The organism is Acinetobacter lwoffii (genome assembly GCF_049367455.1).
GTDB lineage: Bacteria > Pseudomonadota > Gammaproteobacteria > Pseudomonadales > Moraxellaceae > Acinetobacter > Acinetobacter lwoffii_W.
Map to the genome: position 1 here is coordinate 2354671 of NZ_JBMPXW010000001.1, position 17814 is coordinate 2372484.

The 17814-nt window shown below is 43.8% G+C and carries 13 protein-coding genes and 2 tRNA genes; 9 read left to right on the forward strand and 6 right to left on the reverse strand.

Annotated features, from left to right (window positions below; translation table 11 throughout):
• Positions 1 to 131 precede the first annotated feature (131 nt).
• Positions 132 to 1472, forward strand: a complete 1341-nt coding sequence (gene mgtE, locus ACO1B7_RS11290) for a magnesium transporter (RefSeq protein WP_129716739.1) — start codon at positions 132 to 134, stop codon at positions 1470 to 1472.
• A 74-nt stretch (positions 1473 to 1546) separates the two neighbouring features.
• On the forward strand, positions 1547 to 2128 hold the full coding sequence (locus ACO1B7_RS11295; RefSeq protein WP_129716737.1) for a DUF4112 domain-containing protein: 582 nt from the start codon (positions 1547 to 1549) through the stop codon (positions 2126 to 2128).
• Positions 2129 to 2209: 81 nt separating this feature from the next.
• Here ACO1B7_RS11295 and htpX read toward each other — a convergent pair whose 3' ends face one another.
• Both htpX and ACO1B7_RS11305 read right to left on the reverse strand, forming a co-directional pair.
• Entirely contained in the window at positions 2210 to 3115 is a 906-nt protein-coding gene (gene htpX / locus ACO1B7_RS11300; protein ID WP_004280540.1) for a protease HtpX, read from the reverse strand.
• Positions 3116 to 3292: 177 nt separating this feature from the next.
• A complete protein-coding gene (locus ACO1B7_RS11305) occupies positions 3293 to 4165 on the reverse strand; it encodes a lytic transglycosylase domain-containing protein (protein ID WP_005106351.1) in 873 nt (290 codons plus the stop codon).
• A 499-nt stretch (positions 4166 to 4664) separates the two neighbouring features.
• Here ACO1B7_RS11305 and ttcA point away from each other — a divergent pair, with 499 nt between their 5' ends.
• Together ttcA and ACO1B7_RS11315 are read left to right on the forward strand one after the other, a co-directional pair.
• Positions 4665 to 5591, forward strand: a complete 927-nt coding sequence (ttcA, locus tag ACO1B7_RS11310) for a tRNA 2-thiocytidine(32) synthetase TtcA (RefSeq protein WP_004280538.1) — start codon at positions 4665 to 4667, stop codon at positions 5589 to 5591.
• Between the two features lie 206 nt (positions 5592 to 5797).
• The gene (locus tag ACO1B7_RS11315; RefSeq protein ID WP_004280536.1) at positions 5798 to 6184 is read left to right on the forward strand and encodes an SCP2 sterol-binding domain-containing protein; all 387 of its coding nucleotides are present in this window, start codon (positions 5798 to 5800) and stop codon (positions 6182 to 6184) included.
• A gap of 93 nt (positions 6185 to 6277) precedes the next feature.
• On the opposite strand, the gene ACO1B7_RS11320 is transcribed toward ACO1B7_RS11315, so the two are convergent.
• On the reverse strand, positions 6278 to 7393 hold the full coding sequence (locus ACO1B7_RS11320) for an MltF family protein (protein WP_004280534.1): 1116 nt from the start codon (positions 7391 to 7393) through the stop codon (positions 6278 to 6280).
• Between the two features lie 362 nt (positions 7394 to 7755).
• Between ACO1B7_RS11320 and greB the strand changes: the two genes are divergently transcribed.
• From greB to epmA, 5 genes are all read left to right on the forward strand, one after another.
• Positions 7756 to 8250, forward strand: a complete 495-nt coding sequence (gene greB / locus ACO1B7_RS11325) for a transcription elongation factor GreB (protein WP_005103930.1) — start codon at positions 7756 to 7758, stop codon at positions 8248 to 8250.
• Positions 8251 to 8338: 88 nt separating this feature from the next.
• Positions 8339 to 8428 (forward strand) — tRNA-Ser (locus tag ACO1B7_RS11330).
• Positions 8429 to 8701: 273 nt separating this feature from the next.
• Positions 8702 to 8791, forward strand: a tRNA-Ser gene (locus tag ACO1B7_RS11335).
• 180 nt (positions 8792 to 8971) lie between these two features.
• Positions 8972 to 10039 (forward strand): 4-phosphoerythronate dehydrogenase, encoded by a 1068-nt coding sequence (locus ACO1B7_RS11340; RefSeq protein ID WP_129716735.1) that lies wholly within the window; start codon positions 8972 to 8974, stop codon positions 10037 to 10039.
• Positions 10036 to 11010: an EF-P lysine aminoacylase EpmA gene (epmA, locus tag ACO1B7_RS11345; protein ID WP_129716733.1), complete on the forward strand. Its 975-nt coding sequence runs from the start codon at positions 10036 to 10038 to the stop codon at positions 11008 to 11010. The genes ACO1B7_RS11340 and epmA overlap by 4 nt, the downstream gene beginning before the upstream one ends.
• A gap of 83 nt (positions 11011 to 11093) precedes the next feature.
• Here the strand turns inward: epmA and ACO1B7_RS11350 are convergent, their stop codons facing one another.
• The 3 genes from ACO1B7_RS11350 to ACO1B7_RS11360 all read right to left on the reverse strand — a co-directional run bounded on the left by ACO1B7_RS11350 (position 11094) and on the right by ACO1B7_RS11360 (position 17720).
• Positions 11094 to 12329, reverse strand: a complete 1236-nt coding sequence (locus ACO1B7_RS11350) for a multifunctional CCA addition/repair protein (RefSeq protein ID WP_129716731.1) — start codon at positions 12327 to 12329, stop codon at positions 11094 to 11096.
• A 94-nt stretch (positions 12330 to 12423) separates the two neighbouring features.
• On the reverse strand, positions 12424 to 14703 hold the full coding sequence (locus ACO1B7_RS11355; protein ID WP_129716730.1) for an NADP-dependent malic enzyme: 2280 nt from the start codon (positions 14701 to 14703) through the stop codon (positions 12424 to 12426).
• 140 nt (positions 14704 to 14843) lie between these two features.
• On the reverse strand, positions 14844 to 17720 hold the full coding sequence (locus ACO1B7_RS11360) for a putative bifunctional diguanylate cyclase/phosphodiesterase (RefSeq protein WP_129716728.1): 2877 nt from the start codon (positions 17718 to 17720) through the stop codon (positions 14844 to 14846).
• Positions 17721 to 17814 lie beyond the last annotated feature (94 nt).

A 17814-nucleotide genomic window follows, 5' to 3' on the forward strand; every position in this document is an offset into this window, starting at 1 on the left:
AGGATTTGATTAATACAAAAAATATCGTCATATTGCAGCATGATCATTAAAATTATTCACATGAAAAATTAGGATACATAGGGATCAGGACAAACATCTCTTGAATGCCAGACTTTTATAATGAGCTGCTTATGCCGACAATTTCAGAAAAAATCCAGCATATCCAACAACAATTACATTCTGAAAATCACGACATCGCTGTAGGTTTACTCAGTCAGCTGAATGTCGCCGATCAGGCGCGCATTTTAAGTCGTTTAGATGCTCGGCAACAGGCCCGAATTTTAAGGGAACTGAATGAACCAAGCTTGGTCTATGCTTTTATGCCCCTAGGGCAGCAGTTAAACGTGGCACAGCACTTATCTATTTCAGAACTTGTTCCCATTCTGGATGCAATGCCTTCTGATGATTTTGTCGATATTTATAAGCAGTTTTCGCCGCCGCTACAGCTGCAATTGATGAGCGCATTATCTGAAGAATCCCAGCAGACACTCAAAGATCTGGCCATCTATCCGGAAGGCACGGCTGGGGCCATGATGAGCTCAAGTTTTGTGACGCTATCACCTGATTTAACCATGGATGAAGCGATACAGGCTTTACGTGTGGTGGCCGCCGGGCAGGAAACCCTGTATCTGATTTATATTGTCGATGCAGAAAAACGGCTGATCGGTGTGATTTCCCTAAGGCAGATCATTCAGGCCTTACCTGAGCTGAGCATTGCCGAGGTGATGCAACGTGACGTCATTTCTGCCCAAGTAACAGATGATCAGGAAATTGTAGCTCGAGCCTTGGCCTATTATGATTTTATTGCTCTGCCTGTAGTTGATGCACAGCAAAAACTCTTAGGAATTGTCACCTATGACGATGCAATGGACATTGTCGAAGCCGAAACTACTGAAGATATTTTAAAGTCGGGTGCAGTGACGCCGTTGACTGAATTGAGCCTTAAAACTGCCCCGATTTTGACCTTGTATCAGAAGCGGGTCTTCTGGCTGGTCATTCTGGTTTTTGGCAGTCTGCTCTCTGGAATTGGCATTGCACACTTTGAAGAGATCATTGCCGCGCATATCGTGTTGGTATTTTTCTTACCACTTTTGGTAGGGAGTGGCGGAAATGCCGGTTCGCAATCCGCCACCTTGATGGTGCGTGCCTTGGCCACAGGCGATGTCGAATTTAAGGACTGGTTTAATTTGCTCAGTCGCGAATCTCTGGTGGCGCTGTGCTTAGGCGGCACCATGGCGATTGCGGTATCCATTCTGGGTTATATTCGGGGAGATATTATGGTAGCTGTGGTGCTGGCCATCAGCATGCTCGGGATTGTGTTGATGGGCTGCCTGATCGGCATGAGTCTGCCTTTTATTTTAAATAAACTCAAACTTGATCCTGCCAGTGCTTCGGCGCCGTTGGTGACTTCCATCTGCGATGCTACTGGTGTGATTCTGTATTTATTTGTGGCTTCCAAATTATTGTTTTAATTCACAGATTGATACATCAGCGTATAAAAAATACTTTATGCTCATGAAAATCAGCATTATTTCTGGAATAACCTATGCCTGAGTCTGGACAAAAACCAAAACTAAGCCAACAAGAGGTGATACGTCTGGAACGTGATCTGGCCAAGTTTGCCAATATAATGGATTCCGTAGTACGTATTCCGTTTACCAAGCAAGGAGTGGGGGCAGATGCTGCTTTGAGTACGATTCCGGTTGCGGGAGATATTGCCGGTTTTGTATTGACCTGTTATGCCATTCATAAGGCCAAACAGATCGGGGTTCCGAGTGCCAAACTCAATCCAGTGATGAAGATGGCGGCGATCGATGCGGTAGTAGGATTTATTCCGGTGGCGGGCACGGTCTTTGATATTTTTATTCGGCCCAGTCGCAAGGCGCTCGATGTCGTGCATCGGCATATTCGCGAGGAATATCAGATTAGCAGCGACCGGCATGTGGTACACCCATTTTTGCATGAAAGTCTGGAACGCAAACAACAGCAATCTGCATTCTGGCGCAATCCCGTGGTGGCCTGGATCTGGATTCACATCCCCGATATTTTAGGTACTTTATTCCTGATTGTATTTGTCTTCGCGATCGGGTGGGGTGCTATGGCGCTGTATCAATGGTTCAGCCAATGATAGGTCAGCTAAAGAATAATTGAATCCAATAAAAAAAGCCTGCAATTGCAGGCTTTTTTTGAATCAAAAATAAAGTTTTACTTAAGCACAATCAAGTTGTTGCAATGCAGCGACACGTTGTTCGATGCTTGGATGCGTCTGGAACAATGCAGCAAGGCTAAAGCCTTCTTCTTTACCCGCAGAAATCGCAAATGCTTTCATTTCTTTCGGCATGGCATCTGGCATTTCAGATTCTGCCTGTAAGCGCAGTAATGCTGAAATCATGGCTTGTTTACCTGCCAGACGTGCACCTGCTTCATCAGCACGGTATTCACGGTGACGAGAGAACCACATCACAATCGACGATGCCAAGATACCGAACACGATATCCAGCACAATAGTAATCACGAAATAGGCAATACCCGGGGCTTCACCTTCTTCACGACCAAAGACATTGCGGTCAATAAAATCACCTGCGACACGTGCGAAGAACATCACGAAGGCGTTCACAACACCTTGGATTAGTGCCAGAGTGACCATGTCACCATTGGCGACATGACCAATCTCATGCGCTAATACTGCACGAAGTTCGTCTTTGTTCATACGCTCAAGCAAGCCAGTTGATACCGCAACGAGAGCATCATTTTTGTTCCAGCCGGTGGCAAAGGCATTCGACTGGTAAGAGGGGAAAATACCCACTTCCGGCATTTTAATGCCTGCACGCTGAGAAAGTTGTGCAACTTCTTGGAGCAACCAGGCTTCAGCTTGGTTACGAGGTGCATTCGGGTCAATCAGTTCAGTACCCGTGGTCTTTTTCGCCATCCATTTAGACATGAACAGGGAAATCATTGAGCCGACCATACCGAACACAAAACAGATGACCAACAGGTTGCCTAGATTCAAGCCACCTGCGCCATGGTAACTACCGACACCGAAGAGTGACAAGATAATGCCAGCTACAACCAGTACCGCGAGGTTGGTTAGCAAGAACAAACCAATCCGCATCATTGAGAAATCCTCTTATTACAGAAAAATAATCTGATTATTAAATGTAAATCATTGAAATCAATATGCGGTGAAATCGAGAAGAATTCAAGGAAAAAATAGCATTTGGCTACAAAAAACACAGGATATTTTTTGTACAAATAAAAAACATAGGTCTTTAAAAACAAAGCTGTTTAGGAATTATTCACTTAAATATATTTTTGCAGATGCTGACGCATTGGCGGTGGCATAAGAGCCTGCCGGTGCATCGGTGAAACTGCCATCCGCTTGAGCAATGATCTGACGCTGATACTTGGCAGCCTGAATATTGGAAGCTGTGGTGGTTCCAGTCGAATAATTGTCAGAACTGGCAATCACACGGCCAGTATCAGAAGATGCTGTATAGGCAGCACTATGATTACCTAGACCTTGAGCATATAGGTTCTGATAACGGCTGCTGACACGACGGACATAGTCCTGAGTTTCACGAAACGGTGGTACGCCCTTATATTTAGCGACATTACCTTCACCAGCATTATAGCCTGCCAGTGCCAAGGTGGTATTACCATTAAACCGTTTTAATAACCAGGCCAGATATTTGGCACCTGCCATAATATTCTGCTGCGGGTCATAAGCGTTGCTCACATTAAAACGACGGGCAGTCGCCGGCATGAGTTGCATTAAGCCCTGTGCACCGACTGGAGAGCGTGCCTGTACATTAAAACCGGATTCGGTATGCATCACAGCTTTAATCAAGCCTTCAGACACGCCATAGGTTTGTGCTGCCTGACGGATGATCGAGTCATAGGCATTTTTATTTTTACTATAGCTAGGTAACACGGAAGCTTCACTCGAGCCCCAGTTACTATAACTATGAATATTGCTGTCGGGATAATAAGTTTTCTTTTCTACCTGCAGGTGATTATAGCGACTTTTCTTATTGGTCAATAAAGTACTGCCATTACTGTCGCGTAATTGATAGATCGTTTGACCAGCATAAGCAAAATGACAACAGCTTGCCAATAGCAAACCACTGATCCCATAACGCCCCAAAACATGCACATTTATTTTCATTGTTTATATTAAGTAAACACAAGCGAGAAAAATTTAATAAAGAGTTTAACAAAAAATTACGGAATGAAAAGACTTGTGCGCTGCATTTATAAACGAGTTTGTAAATGCAAGTCATTTTTTACATTTTAGCGATAGAAAAAAAAATATGATTTAATTTAAAACCTTAGGCTTGACAGGGTTAACTATTTGATTTTTATTAATAATTAAATTGATCAAAAAATAATCAATTCAAAGAAAAGCCTTATCTTTTGAGCCGGACAAGTTGTCAAGTCTGTTTCAATCCACAAAGTTATCCACAGCTTTTGTGGACAACTGTGGAAAAGTCCAAAAGATAAGCATCTTGACTAAAAAATGAACGCAATCGTTCAATATATCAATCTAAATAAAACATGAAAATGAAACTAATAAGACATTTTCATGAAAATAAATTCTTTTGATGCGATAGCGGTCCGAATCGGCTAAAATTGCGCGGTATTTTTTTTATGGGTTAATCTCGTCTATGTACTCGCCAGTTGAGTCCGAACAAGGATTTAATTTCAAACCTGAACTGCCAACAAGCTCAGCCTACTACCGTTTGTTGAAGAAGCTTCGCCGACAGGTCGGACATGCCATTCGTGACTTCAAGATGATTGAAGAAGGCGATAAGGTCATGGTGTGTATTTCTGGTGGTAAAGACAGTTATACCCTGTTGGATATCCTGCTACAGTTCAAGCGCATCGCACCGATCAATTTCGATGTAGTGGCTGTGAATCTGGACCAGAAACAGCCAGGCTTCCCGGAAGATGTATTACCTCGTTATTTAGAAGAAAATAACATTCCGTATTACATTTTGGAAAAAGACACCTACAGCATCACCAAAAAGTTGACGCCTGAAGGTAAAACCTACTGTGCAGTCTGTTCGCGTTTGCGTCGTGGTTCTTTATACGGTTTTGCGCAGGAAATTGGTGCGACCAAGGTTGCCTTAGGCCATCATCGTGATGATATCCTGGCGACTTTCTTCCTGAACCTGTTCCATGGCGGCAGCTTGAAAGCCATGCCACCAAAACTGTTGTCTTCAGACAAAAAGAACATTCTGATTCGTCCACTGGCCTATGTGGAAGAAAAAGACATCATTAAATATGCAGAAATGCGTCAATTTCCAATTATTCCATGTAATTTATGTGGCTCTCAGGACAACCTGCAGCGCGCAATTATCAATGACATGTTACGTGATTGGGATAAAGCACATCCAAAACGTCTGCACAGCATTTTTGGCGCATTGCAAAATGTTTCGCCATCGCAGCTGGTCGATCGTGAATTATTTGATTTTGAAGTGCTGGACAGCCAGCGTGAATTCGACTTCAAAGGCGGTGATTCAACTGAAGAAGCTGTGGAAGGCGAGAACCGCCGGATCAATATGGTCAATCTGGGCTTTGCTGCAGACTAATTTTAGAACGTGTAGACATCAGCCTGCGGGTTGATGTCTGCTTATAAACATAAATAAAAATAGAACTACAAAAATTGAACGGCGCGTACAAAATTCGTTAGCCTTTGCGCTAATGATCATGATATAACAAAGCACAAGCATAATAGCTTCAACATGATGTCGTCTGGATAGTCGACACAAATGAACAAATAATTTGAGGAAAGATCATGCCTGCTTTTTTAACTGATGATTGGTTTTCAACTGTAGAAACTCTAACTGCGCAAGCTGGCGATTTGAATTTGCCACCAGCTTTGGCGAACCTTGCGATTAATTTGGTTGTAGCGGACACTACAGGTAATACTGAACTATCTTTAGATGGTGGGGCAATCAAAAAAGGTTTGTCTTCAAATGCCAAAACCACGCTGAATATGGATGGCGAAACTCTACGTAAAGTTTTCCTAGAGTTTGATATGGCTGCTGCGATGCAGGCATTTATGACAGGTAAAATCAAAGTACAGGGTGATATGTCACAATTGATGGCACTTCAGACTGCAAAACCAAGTCAGGAACAAAAAGATTTGTTCAAGAAAGTACTTGAAAATACCACGGCTTAATTCTACTAAGACATTAGCCTGAATAAAGACGAAAAAAGCTTACCCTGAGGTAAGCTTTTTTTATGTCATTTTGATTAATGCTAAGGTTTTAGCTTAGATATTCACCAATTGTGGTGTGGTCTTGATATGTTCCAAATAAGCACGAATGCGGGTCACATATTGTACCGCTTGACGGTAGCGACCATTATTGGCTTTATTCTGATCCAGATAGGCATATAAGTTCACCCAGTTATTCGGGTTCTTGCCTTGCGACTGAATGCGCTTTTGCAACTGATTCACTGCACCTGGGCCCATATTATAAGCTACCAGTGCAAACCAGTTCCGATCTGGAAAAGGAATATGATCATAGCGACTAAGCATTTGATCATAATACTTGGCACCACCCTGAATGCTTTGAGCAGGATCGGTACGGTTACTCACGCCCATGGCTTTTGCTGTACTGTTGGTCAGCATCATCAAACCACGCACACCCGTCGGAGAAACTGAATTCGGTTTCAGATAAGATTCCTGATAACCAATGGCCGCCAGTAAATGCCAATCCAGGTCATACTGCTGCGCTGTCTGTTTAAAACTCGCTTCATAGATCGGCAGACGGTTGTTCAAATCACGTTGAATGGTGGTCCAAGATTCCTCTTTCACGACATTCTGATTATAAAATGAAGCAAGCTGCTTGATGGCACCACTTTGTTTGCCTTTGCAGACAAAAGCACTGGCCGTCTGGCTCAAAGGATCTGTAGCAGATTTAAACACCAGATTTAAATTGGTATTCAAGCCATTACTCGACAGAATCGATTCATCGCCACAAGTGGCTGAGAATGACGTCAAACGCTTGTTTTCAATGGTGCGTATATCGGTGGTCGTCATAGCCAGATTGGCTTTACCCTGAGCAACCCATTGTAGGGCAGTCTGATTATCAGGAACGATTTTAAAATCGAGCTTTACATTCAGATTGTTGGCATAGTTACGAACCAGATCATAACCGAAGCCATGTAGATGTTGTCCATCCTGGAATACGGTAGTCGGATTTTCAACCGCAACCACGGTCAACTTATTGCTATTGACCACATGATCAAACTGAAGTGTGGTCTTACTTGCATTGATACTGTGTAGGGGAATAAATGCAGTGCTCAGTACAAGTGCTTTCAAAGGGAGAGAAGAAATTACAGATCTTAGGCAAAGCCTCGACCCAGTGGATGAACTACTGTGCATGTTGTCTCCGCTACAAGTAATTTATGCCCTAAAAATCACAGCCAACAAAGCCAGAAATTTTAACAGTTTGATAAATTCAATAAGGGTTGGGCAGTCATGACGTCATTCAAAATGACAAGAGATTTAAAGATAATTATGTAGAAAAACTACATAGATTAAAAAGTAAGCATTTCCGGAAGTTGCTGGCATATTAATGATCTAAAAAACGATTGTCAAATTTTGTACACAAATTATTTTTAAAAATAATTTTAAGATACTGAAATATAAAGTTAATTTTTTTGGAATTTTGCCATTGTGTTAAAATGGTAAATAAAATAAGCTGTTTGTAAGTTAAAACACTGAAAATATGATCAGCAAGACGTATGAAATCCAACTTAATCACCCGTGCTGGACACGATAAATTGGTGGCAGAACTTAAGAATCTCTGGCATGAAGAGCGTCCTGAAATTACCAAAAAAGTGAACTGGGCAGCCAGTCTCGGCGACCGTTCTGAAAACGCAGACTACCAATATAACAAGCAAATTTTGCGTAAAATTGATCGACGGGTCAGGTATCTCGGCAAGCGCCTAGAAGAGCTAAAAATTATAGATTTTTCCCCGGAGCAAGAGGGTAAGGTCTATTTTGGTGCCTGGGTAGAAATTGAAAACGAAGAAGGGGAACAAAAAACTTTACGTATTGTCGGTGTAGATGAAATTTATGATCATCATCCGCAGCATATTTCGATCAGTTCACCGATGGCACGCGCGTTATTAGGCAAGCAGGTCGATGATGAGGCCGAGGTATTGACCCCCTCCGGCAAGAAACTTTGGTTCATCAACTCAATTCGTTATGAAAAGCCAGAAAATTCAGCAGATTAATGTAATTGATTTTATTTTGTGCAGTTGATGCAGTGAAAGCATAAAAATATTTGCCAAGCATGATTTTTGTTTATATCATGTCGGCCATGGAAGCGTGGCAGAGCGGTTTAATGCACCGGTCTTGAAAACCGACGAGGGTGTGAGTCCTCCGTGAGTTCGAATCTCACCGCTTCCGCCAAATTTTAAAAACCCAGTCAATTTGACTGGGTTTTTTTATGTCTGAATATTTTTTCAGTTGTTGATCCGCTTGATGCTGAATGTGGTTATTTCTCTCATTATTCTCTACTGAGTTAAATACAACTCAAGATCATTTCAAGATTCAAATCTTTGAATGAAAATGCCCAGGTTGGCTTTGATTTCGGATGATTTTTAGCTGAATAAGCCGCTTTTTATAGAAGTTTCGCTAAATTTTATTGCCAAAAATCTAATTTATTTATATGATGGCGGCCAAGGAAGCGTGGCAGAGCGGTTTAATGCACCGGTCTTGAAAACCGACGAGGGTGTGAGTCCTCCGTGAGTTCGAATCTCACCGCTTCCGCCAAATTTTTAAAACCCCAGTCGAAAGATTGGGGTTTTTCTTTTTAGGCTGCAGATCTTGAATATTAAATTCTTCAGTCCTTAACTTAATTCATAAAATCTTGAAAAATGGACGTATCGGCCAAATATAGAGTCAGAGGCGTCAACGCGCTATCATACGCCCAAGCATCATATGGATCTCATTATGAAAATTGTCGCAGATGAAAATCTGGCATATACCGATTATTTCTTTTCCGAATTTGGTGATATTCAACATCGTGCAGGGCGAACCTTAAGTGCAGATGATGTCAAAGATGCCGACAGCCTGTTGGTACGTTCAGTGACTCAGGTCAATGAAGCACTGCTACAGAATAGTTCGATTAAATTTGTGGGCAGTGCCACCATTGGTACAGATCATTTGGATATTGCTGCATTAGAACAACATGGGATTCAGTGGAGTAATGCGGCCGGCTGTAATGCGCAAGCGGTGGCTGAATATGTCATTACCGCATTATTGCAGGTACGTCTTGAATTACTCGATGCCAATGCGACATTTACCTTGGGTATTGTCGGTTTGGGTAATGTCGGAACCCGTCTGGCTTATATGGCGAAACTTTTGGGCTGGCGTGTGATCGGTTGCGATCCTTTTGTGCAAAGAGAGCAGGTTGATCAAGTCGAATTTCATGAATTGCTGCAACAAGCAGATGCAATTTCGATTCATGTTCCTTTAACCAAAACAGGCGCATATCCAACCTATCATTTATTTAATGCTACTGCATTGGCAAAAATGCAGCCTGACGCGATCTTGATTAATTCAGCACGTGGGCCAGTCATTGAAGAGGCCGCGCTAATCCAGGATATACAGGCGACACACCGAACAGTGATTTTGGATGTCTTTGAACACGAACCGCTGATTTCAGCAGAACTGCTGGATCTGGTGACTTTGGTCACTCCGCATATTGCCGGCTATAGCCTGGAAGGCAAGGCACGTGGTACTCAGATGATTTATGAGGCTTTTTGTCAAACTTTCGGTTTTGCAGCCAGTAAACAGTTTGAAACGCAGCTGCCTGTCTGTGAGCAGTTTTTTCAGGGGCAGGATTTAAAAATGGCATTGCAACAGCATTTATCCCAAATTTATGACATTGCTCGTGATGATGCCAATCTACGCGCCTGTCTCAAAGAAGGCAAAATCGATCAGCAGGCATTTGATCATTTACGTAAAACTTATCCGCTGCGTCGTGAGTGGGCAGCTCATGGTGGGCCGAAGGCATGACGATGACGTATCAACCTACTTGTAACCTTCAAGCCATGTATGCGCGTGCGAATTTATATCGTCAAATCCGTCAATTTTTCGCTGAGCGGGATGTATTAGAGGTGGAAACACCGATTTTGTCTCAAGCCGGTGTGACTGATGTGCATTTAGCCTCGGTACAGGCCCAGCGCCATGTGTTGGGTAAAGCGCATACCCATTATTTGCAGACTTCACCTGAATTTGCCATGAAGCGCTTATTGGCCAGTGGCAGTGGACCCATTTATCAAATCTGTAAAGTGTTCCGTGATGATGAGCATGGGCGTAAGCACAATAGCGAATTCACCATGCTGGAATGGTATCGTCCTGGATTTAGCTTAAAAGATCTGATGTTTGAAGTATCTGATCTGTTGAATGTGACCTTGAAAGCACGTTTTGGCGAAATACGTCCGACCATTCTGAGTTATAAGCACGCGTTCATGGATCGTCTGGATCTCAATCCGCTTCAGGCAACTTTGCAGGAATTGAAAGATTGCTGCCGCCGCGTCGGTTTAAGTCTGGATTTGGGCGAGGATCGTCTCGGTTATATCGACCTATTATTTTCACATATGGTTGAACCGAGTCTGGGGTTTGATACCGCAGTATTCCTGACCGATTTCCCCCCTGAAATGGCCTCTCTGGCGAAAACCCGAATCGATGAAGAGGGTGAACTGGTCGCCGCACGTTTTGAGCTGTATATCGAAGGTTTAGAATTGGCCAATGCCTATGATGAGCTGATTGATGCCGACGTATTGCGTTCGCGCTTTGAGGCGGATAATGCAGAACGGGCCAAGCTGGGCTTGCATGTCATGCCGATCGATAAATATCTATTGGCAGCTTTACCGAATATGCCGGAATGTTCTGGAATTGCCCTTGGAATTGACCGTTTGTTGATGATTGCAACCAATCAAATGAAACTGGAGCAAGTGATTACTTTTCCGGCAGATATTTCCTGATGGTACTGATCCAATATTTCTTAATTCCTTTTGTGATAAAGAGAAATTAAGCTATTAAAAAAGCACCCGAGGGTGCTTTTTTATTATTCAATCGCTACGGTTTGTTGTGCTTTGAGTTCACCGAGTGCCTGAATCCTTCGTTCAATCAGCATTTCACCAATATCCGGACCCTGAATATCGGCAGGCAGGTCTTGTGCCTTGATGGCGCGTACGGTTTGCATGGCATCGAGGACATATTGTGCTTGTGGATAAGCACGATCTTCCAGACCTAGACGGCCACGTGAATCACATTCACACGCCTGGACGAAAGCTTCGACACGTTCAGGGCGACGTAACACATCCAGACGTTGCAATAATCGCCATAAGGTTCCCGGCTTAAGATTGAAGGCCTGATGGCATTTCAGATGCTCTTTGCACACCGCCAAAGCCAGCTGCTTGGTATACGTCGGCACTTTTAAACGGTCACACAGTTCATTCACTGGCTTGATGCCACGCTCTTCATGCATGATATGTCGCGGTAATTCTTCAACCGGCGTTAAAGCTTTTCCTAAGTCATGCACTAAAACGGCAAAACGTACATCCAGGCTATAATTTTGACGACATGCCTGCTGCAAGGACATCATCGTGTGAATGCCGCAGTCAATTTCCGGATGATATTCAGGTCGTTGCGGAATGCCATATAAGGCGTCAATCTCAGGGAAGAGTACCTTTAAAGCACCACACTCGCGTAATACTTCAAAATACACATCAGCATGACGTTCGGATAATGCACGGGAAGTTTCTTTCCAGACGCGTTCCGGTGTCAAGGCATTTAATTCACCCGATTCAGTCAAGCGTTGCATTAACGCCAAAGTTTCATCGGCAATCACAAAGCCTGCACTGGTATAACGGGCAGCAAAACGGGCAATGCGTAGCACGCGCAATGGATCTTCGATAAAGGCATCGGAAACATGACGTAGAATCCGGTTTTCCAGATCCTGTTGACCGCCATAGGGGTCATAAACCTGGCCGGCATCATCCATGGCCATGGCGTTAATGGTCAGATCGCGACGAATCAGATCCTGCTCTAGCGTAACGCTGACATCGGTATGAAACTCAAAACCATGATAACCGGCGCCAGATTTGCGTTCAGTACGCGCCAGTGCATATTCTTCTTTTGTTTGGGGATGTAGAAAAACAGGGAAATCTTTGCCTACGGGCTGATAGCCTAAGTCAAGCATTTGCGCGGGAGTTGCACCAACGACCACATAATCTTTTTCGTGATAGGGGTGTCCGAGCAAATGATCTCGAACTGCGCCGCCTACTAAATAAACTTGCATGAAAAAACCTCTATTCTTACAAGCATCATGCTACAGAATAGAGGTTTTCTCAAGTTAAGAAACGAGGCTGATTCGTCGTTATCTTGTCATTGGCTTAAAGTGCATCTTGTTCCGCTTGCTGGATTTCTGCAACAGTCAGTGCAGTCATGTTGATCACACGGCGCGTGGTCGCAGTCGGCGTCAAAATGTGCACAGGTTTCGCAGCACCCAACAGAATTGGACCAATCGTTACGTTGTTGCCTGAAGTTGCCTTTAACAGGTTAAACGAGATATTGGCAGCATCCAGATTCGGCATGATCAGCAAGTTTGCAGAGCCTTTGAAACGTGAATTCGGGAATGCAAACTGACGAATGTTCTCATCCAGTGCAGCATCACCGTGCATTTCACCTTCAACTTCCAGCTCAGGCGCGATTTCAGACAGGATGTCATACACCTTACGCATTTTTTGCGCGCTGGCATCATGCTGGTCTGAACCAAAGCTTGAATGAGAAAGCAGGGCAATACGTGGTGTCATACCAAAACGGCGAACTTCTTCAGCAGCCAGAATGGTCATTTCAGCCAGCTGTTCAGCCGTTGGATTAGTATTGACATACGTATCGGCAATGAACAGGTTACGGTCTTCAAGCATCAAGGCATTCAAGGTAAAGAAAGTGTTATGACCATCTTTCTTGCCAATGATGTTGCTGACGAAGTCCAGGTGAATGTCGTAGCTTGAATATGTACCACACAGCATACCGTCTGCCATACCATGTTTCACAAGCATCGCTGCGATCAGGGTCGAGCGACGACGTGCTTCACGCTGTGCATATTCAGGCGTTACACCCTTACGCTGCATGATGTTGTAGTAATCATCTGCAAACATTTCATAGTTCGGGTTCTTTTCCTGATCGACGATAGTGATATTCACACCATCTTCAAGACGCAGACCCAATTTTTTGATGTTGGCTTCAATGACAGCTGGACGGCCTACCAGAATCGGAATTGCCAAACCGTCATCTACCGCGATTTGAACTGCGCGAAGTACACGCAGGTCTTCACCTTCTGCATAAGCAATACGTTTAGGATCAGATTTCGCCTGTTCAAAGATCGGTTTCATCATGAATGCAGAGTTGTAGACAAACTCAGACAAACGTTGACGATAATGCGAGAAATCCGTGATTGGACGTGTTGCCACACCCGAATCCATTGCTGCTTGTGCAACAGCAGGTGCGATTTCTAGGATCAAGCGTTGATCCAGCGGGCCCGGAATCAGGTATTCACGGCCAAATGATGCCGATTTTTCACCATAAGTTGCTGCATCAGCTTCAACATGTGCCATACGTGCAATTGCATGGACACAGGCAATTTTCATTTCTTCGTTAATAGTGGTTGCACCAACGTCCAGCGCACCACGGAAGATGTACGGGAAGCACAGTGCGTTATTCACCTGGTTCGGATAGTCAGAACGGCCGGTTGCCATGATCACGTCATCACGGACTTCATGCGCATGTTCAGGCAGAATTTCTGGATCCGGGTTCGCCAAGGCAAAGATGATCGGATCTTCAGCCATGACCTTGACCATTTCTTTGGTCAGAATGCCCGCAGCAGACAGACCGAGGAACATGTCTGCACCTGCAATCACGTCACCAAGCTGAGTAGCTTCGATGTCTTGTACATAGGCTTTCTTGGATTCATCCAAGCCTTCACGATGTGTAGTCAGCAGACCGCGTGAATCGGCAACGATGATATTCTCTTTTTTAGCACCCAGAGCGCAAAGCAGATTTAAACAAGACAGTGCAGCAGCGCCCGCGCCTGAAGCCACAATCTTGATCTCTTCAATTTTTTTGCCGTTGATTTGCAACGCGTTGAGGAGCGCAGAACCGACAATAATTGAAGTACCGTGCTGATCATCATGGAATACCGGAATATTCATGCGTTCACGCAGTTTTTGCTCGATATAGAAACACTCTGGCGCCTTGATATCTTCAAGGTTAATCCCGCCGAAAGTCGGTTCTAATGCAGCGACAATATCCACAATTTTGTCTGGATCATTTTCAGCAATTTCGATATCGAATACATCAACGCCGGCGAATTTTTTGAATAATACGCCTTTACCTTCCATCACTGGTTTAGAGGCCAAAGGACCAATATTACCCAAGCCAAGCACGGCAGTACCGTTGGTCACGACAGCAACCAGGTTGCCACGAGCTGTATACAATGCAGCAGTTGAAGGATCGCGTTCAATCTCAAGACATGGTGCAGCTACGCCAGGCGAGTAAGCAAGGGCTAAGTCACGTTGGTTGACCAATTGTTTGCTTGGTGTAACGCTGATTTTCCCCGGGGTAGGAAATTCGTGATAGTAAAGGGCCTGTTGCTTTAAAGATTGTTCGTCCATCAGTCTCTCGATCGTTGTAAAGATTACCCGGTCAGCGGGCAAAGAATTTATTTATGTTCCTGAATATACCATTTGTTAACCAGTTCGGACAGACAAAGACGGCCGTTTTTCCAACAAACTTATTGTGGTGGGGTATGGACTTAGACTTGAGATATATAAGTCTGATGCGTCTTGTCTCGCACTAAATAAGCGGTTGCATCCTGCTCAGGAAGCGGTTTGGAAAATAAGTAACCTTGGGCAATATCACAGTCTAAATCACGTAGATATTCTAGCTGCTCTTCGGTCTCGATTCCTTCCGCGACCACGGTCATACCCATGGCTTTACCCATGGCCACCATGGCACTGACAATCGCTGCCTGCTTGTTTTCCCCAATCTTGCAAACAAAACTGCGATCAATTTTCAAGGTATCAATAGGAAAATCAGCAAGATAGGAGAGAGAGGAGTAGCCTGTACCAAAATCATCTAGGGCAATATGAATATGTCGCTGTTTAATCTCATTGAGCAGGTTTTTGACCGCTTCCGAATTTTCGATTAAAGAAGATTCGGTAATTTCCAGCTCCAGGCTGGCGCCAGAAATCTGGTTATCTGCAATGGCCTGATCCAGATCATCGAGCAATTGACCACGACGCAATTGCTGCGCCACGATATTGACTGATACACAAATATGATTAAAACCCAGATCATTCCATTGGCGAATCTGTTTAGCGGCCTGCTGGATCACCAGACGACCAATGTCTGAAATCAGGCTAGTTTGTTCCGCTAACGGGATAAACAGCCCGGGTGCAATAATGCCTTTTTCTGGATGGTTCCAGCGAATCAGTGCTTCAAAGCCATAAATGCTTTGATCGCTGAAATTGATTTTGGGCTGATAATATACCACCAGTTCATTATTCTGGATCGCTTTACGCAAATCCCGTTCCAGAAAAACTCCTTTGTTCTGTAATGAATGATTTTCACTGCAATAAAAATGAATGGTGTTGCCACCGAGATTTTTGGCTTCGTTCAATGCCTGTTCGGCGCAGTTATTCAAATAATCCAGTTGACGGCCATGATCCGGATAAAATGCCACGCCCATAGACAGGGTAATCACATGATCCTGACCATAAATATTGAATGGTCTGCTAAAGGCCTGAGCGATGCGTTCACAATGGTGCTGAACTGAAGGGCGAATATGTGAGATTTCATAGAGAATCGCAAAATCATCACCATTTAGATGTGCCACAAACAGCGCTTCTGCATTGGTCATGCGCAGGCGCTGCGCTACCTGACGTAAAAGTTCATCACCGCCATTATTGGACAGATATTCATTCAATGGGCGGAAACGGTCGATGTTGAGTCGAATCACCGCCATCTCTTTAATCGAGTCTTTTTGCGAAACCAGATATTGATGTAACTGATAATTATAATAGAAGCGGTTCGGTAAATCGGTCAGCGTGTCGTAATTTTCCAAATAGGACAGGCGCTGTTCCTGTAATTTACGTTCAGTCAGATCTGATACGATGCCAATATAATGGGTAATCCGGCCTTCATCATCAGTCACGGCATTAATATGCAGCCATAAGGTCGACTCTTTGCCAGACAGAAATTTTGCATAGACCTCTCCATCATAAGAGCCAATCTTTTGAATCTGTTTGACAATATTGGCCTGAAAAGTACGTTGCTGGGATTTGTTTTGCACCGCAATATCAAATAAGGATTTACCGATAATCTCGTCACGCTCAAAACCGCTCAGGTATTCGTAGTGAGGATTGACATCGATATAATCTAAATCAGGATTCAGAATGAAAATGCCTTCTGCAGCCTGTTCCAGTACACTGGCCACCAGCTTTAAACGTTCTTGAGACAGACGTTCCTGCTGGATATCACGCCGGATGCCGACCATGCGCAAGGGTTTTTTGTTTTTAGGATCACGACTGATTACCCGGCCAATATCATGCACCCAACTCCAGCCACCTTCACTGAGCTTGATCCGGTAAGTGGCATCATAGCGTTCAATCTGGCCACGCAGATGCTGTTTCATATTGTGCTTAAAATAGTCCAGATCTTCAGGGTGAATCAGATGCTGTAATTGCAGATGATGATCTTTGGAATCACGCAGAATCTTTTCGTCTTTATGATTGGTTAAAGTGATGCTGCGCTCTTGAATATTCCAGTCCCATGGGCGAATACCGGCAATTTCATGTGCCAGTTCCAGATTCTGCTGCTGATTCTTCAGGTCATGATTGATCTGTTCAATATCATAAGTACGTTCCCGTACTTTTTGTTCCAGCAATTGATTGTTGAGCTGTAATTGCAGTTCGATGTCTTTGGATTTATTGACTTCAGCTTTGAGCTGTTGACACAGTTCATCAGTCCAATGGACTTGCTGCTCGGCATTTTTCACCAGAATGTCATTTTCTGCATAAAGGCGTGAGGTACGGCGATGAATGCGGTAGCTACTGGTCGCACACAGCAGAATCACAATCATGGCGAAATTTAAGGCCAGCGCAAAGAAGGGGTTGGAATGACCGACCTGATAAATTTGTGATAGTAAAAACGGCAGTAAAGAGGGTAAAAATGCCAGACAGAAATAACTGAGTTTTTGGGTTAAATAGGTTAGGCCAAAGGTTTGGGTGACAATCAGCAACAAGGCGGATAAGGTCAGCGCTTCAATATCGTCAAAGGCCGGGTTGGCTTGAGGCAAATAATAGTAAATGGTAAAAATACCAGCCGCGATACTGAGGCCAACAGCCAGACTCTGAATCTGTAACCAGCGGTGCGCACTCTTCTGGTTATATTGCTCAGGTTTAAAATACAGTGTAGTGACCAGCCAGCATATGCTGACCAGGAACTCTGTCAGAATGAACCAGGTATTAAAATAAGTATTAGAAGGGCTATATTGAATGTGATAAATACAAAAAATATAAAAGCAGATCACCATGATGCTGATTAAAAAATAGCGACTATGGCGCAGCGTGTTTGCAATCTGCGCATCATGTAAATGTTGCTGAATATAGTCGTTCTGATTATCAACCATGTAATTCAATGCCTGTATTCATCCTAAACGGTTTTCGTCCTTGTACATTGTTGTTATAAAAACCCCAGGAAATGTGTGAAATCAATTAATAAGT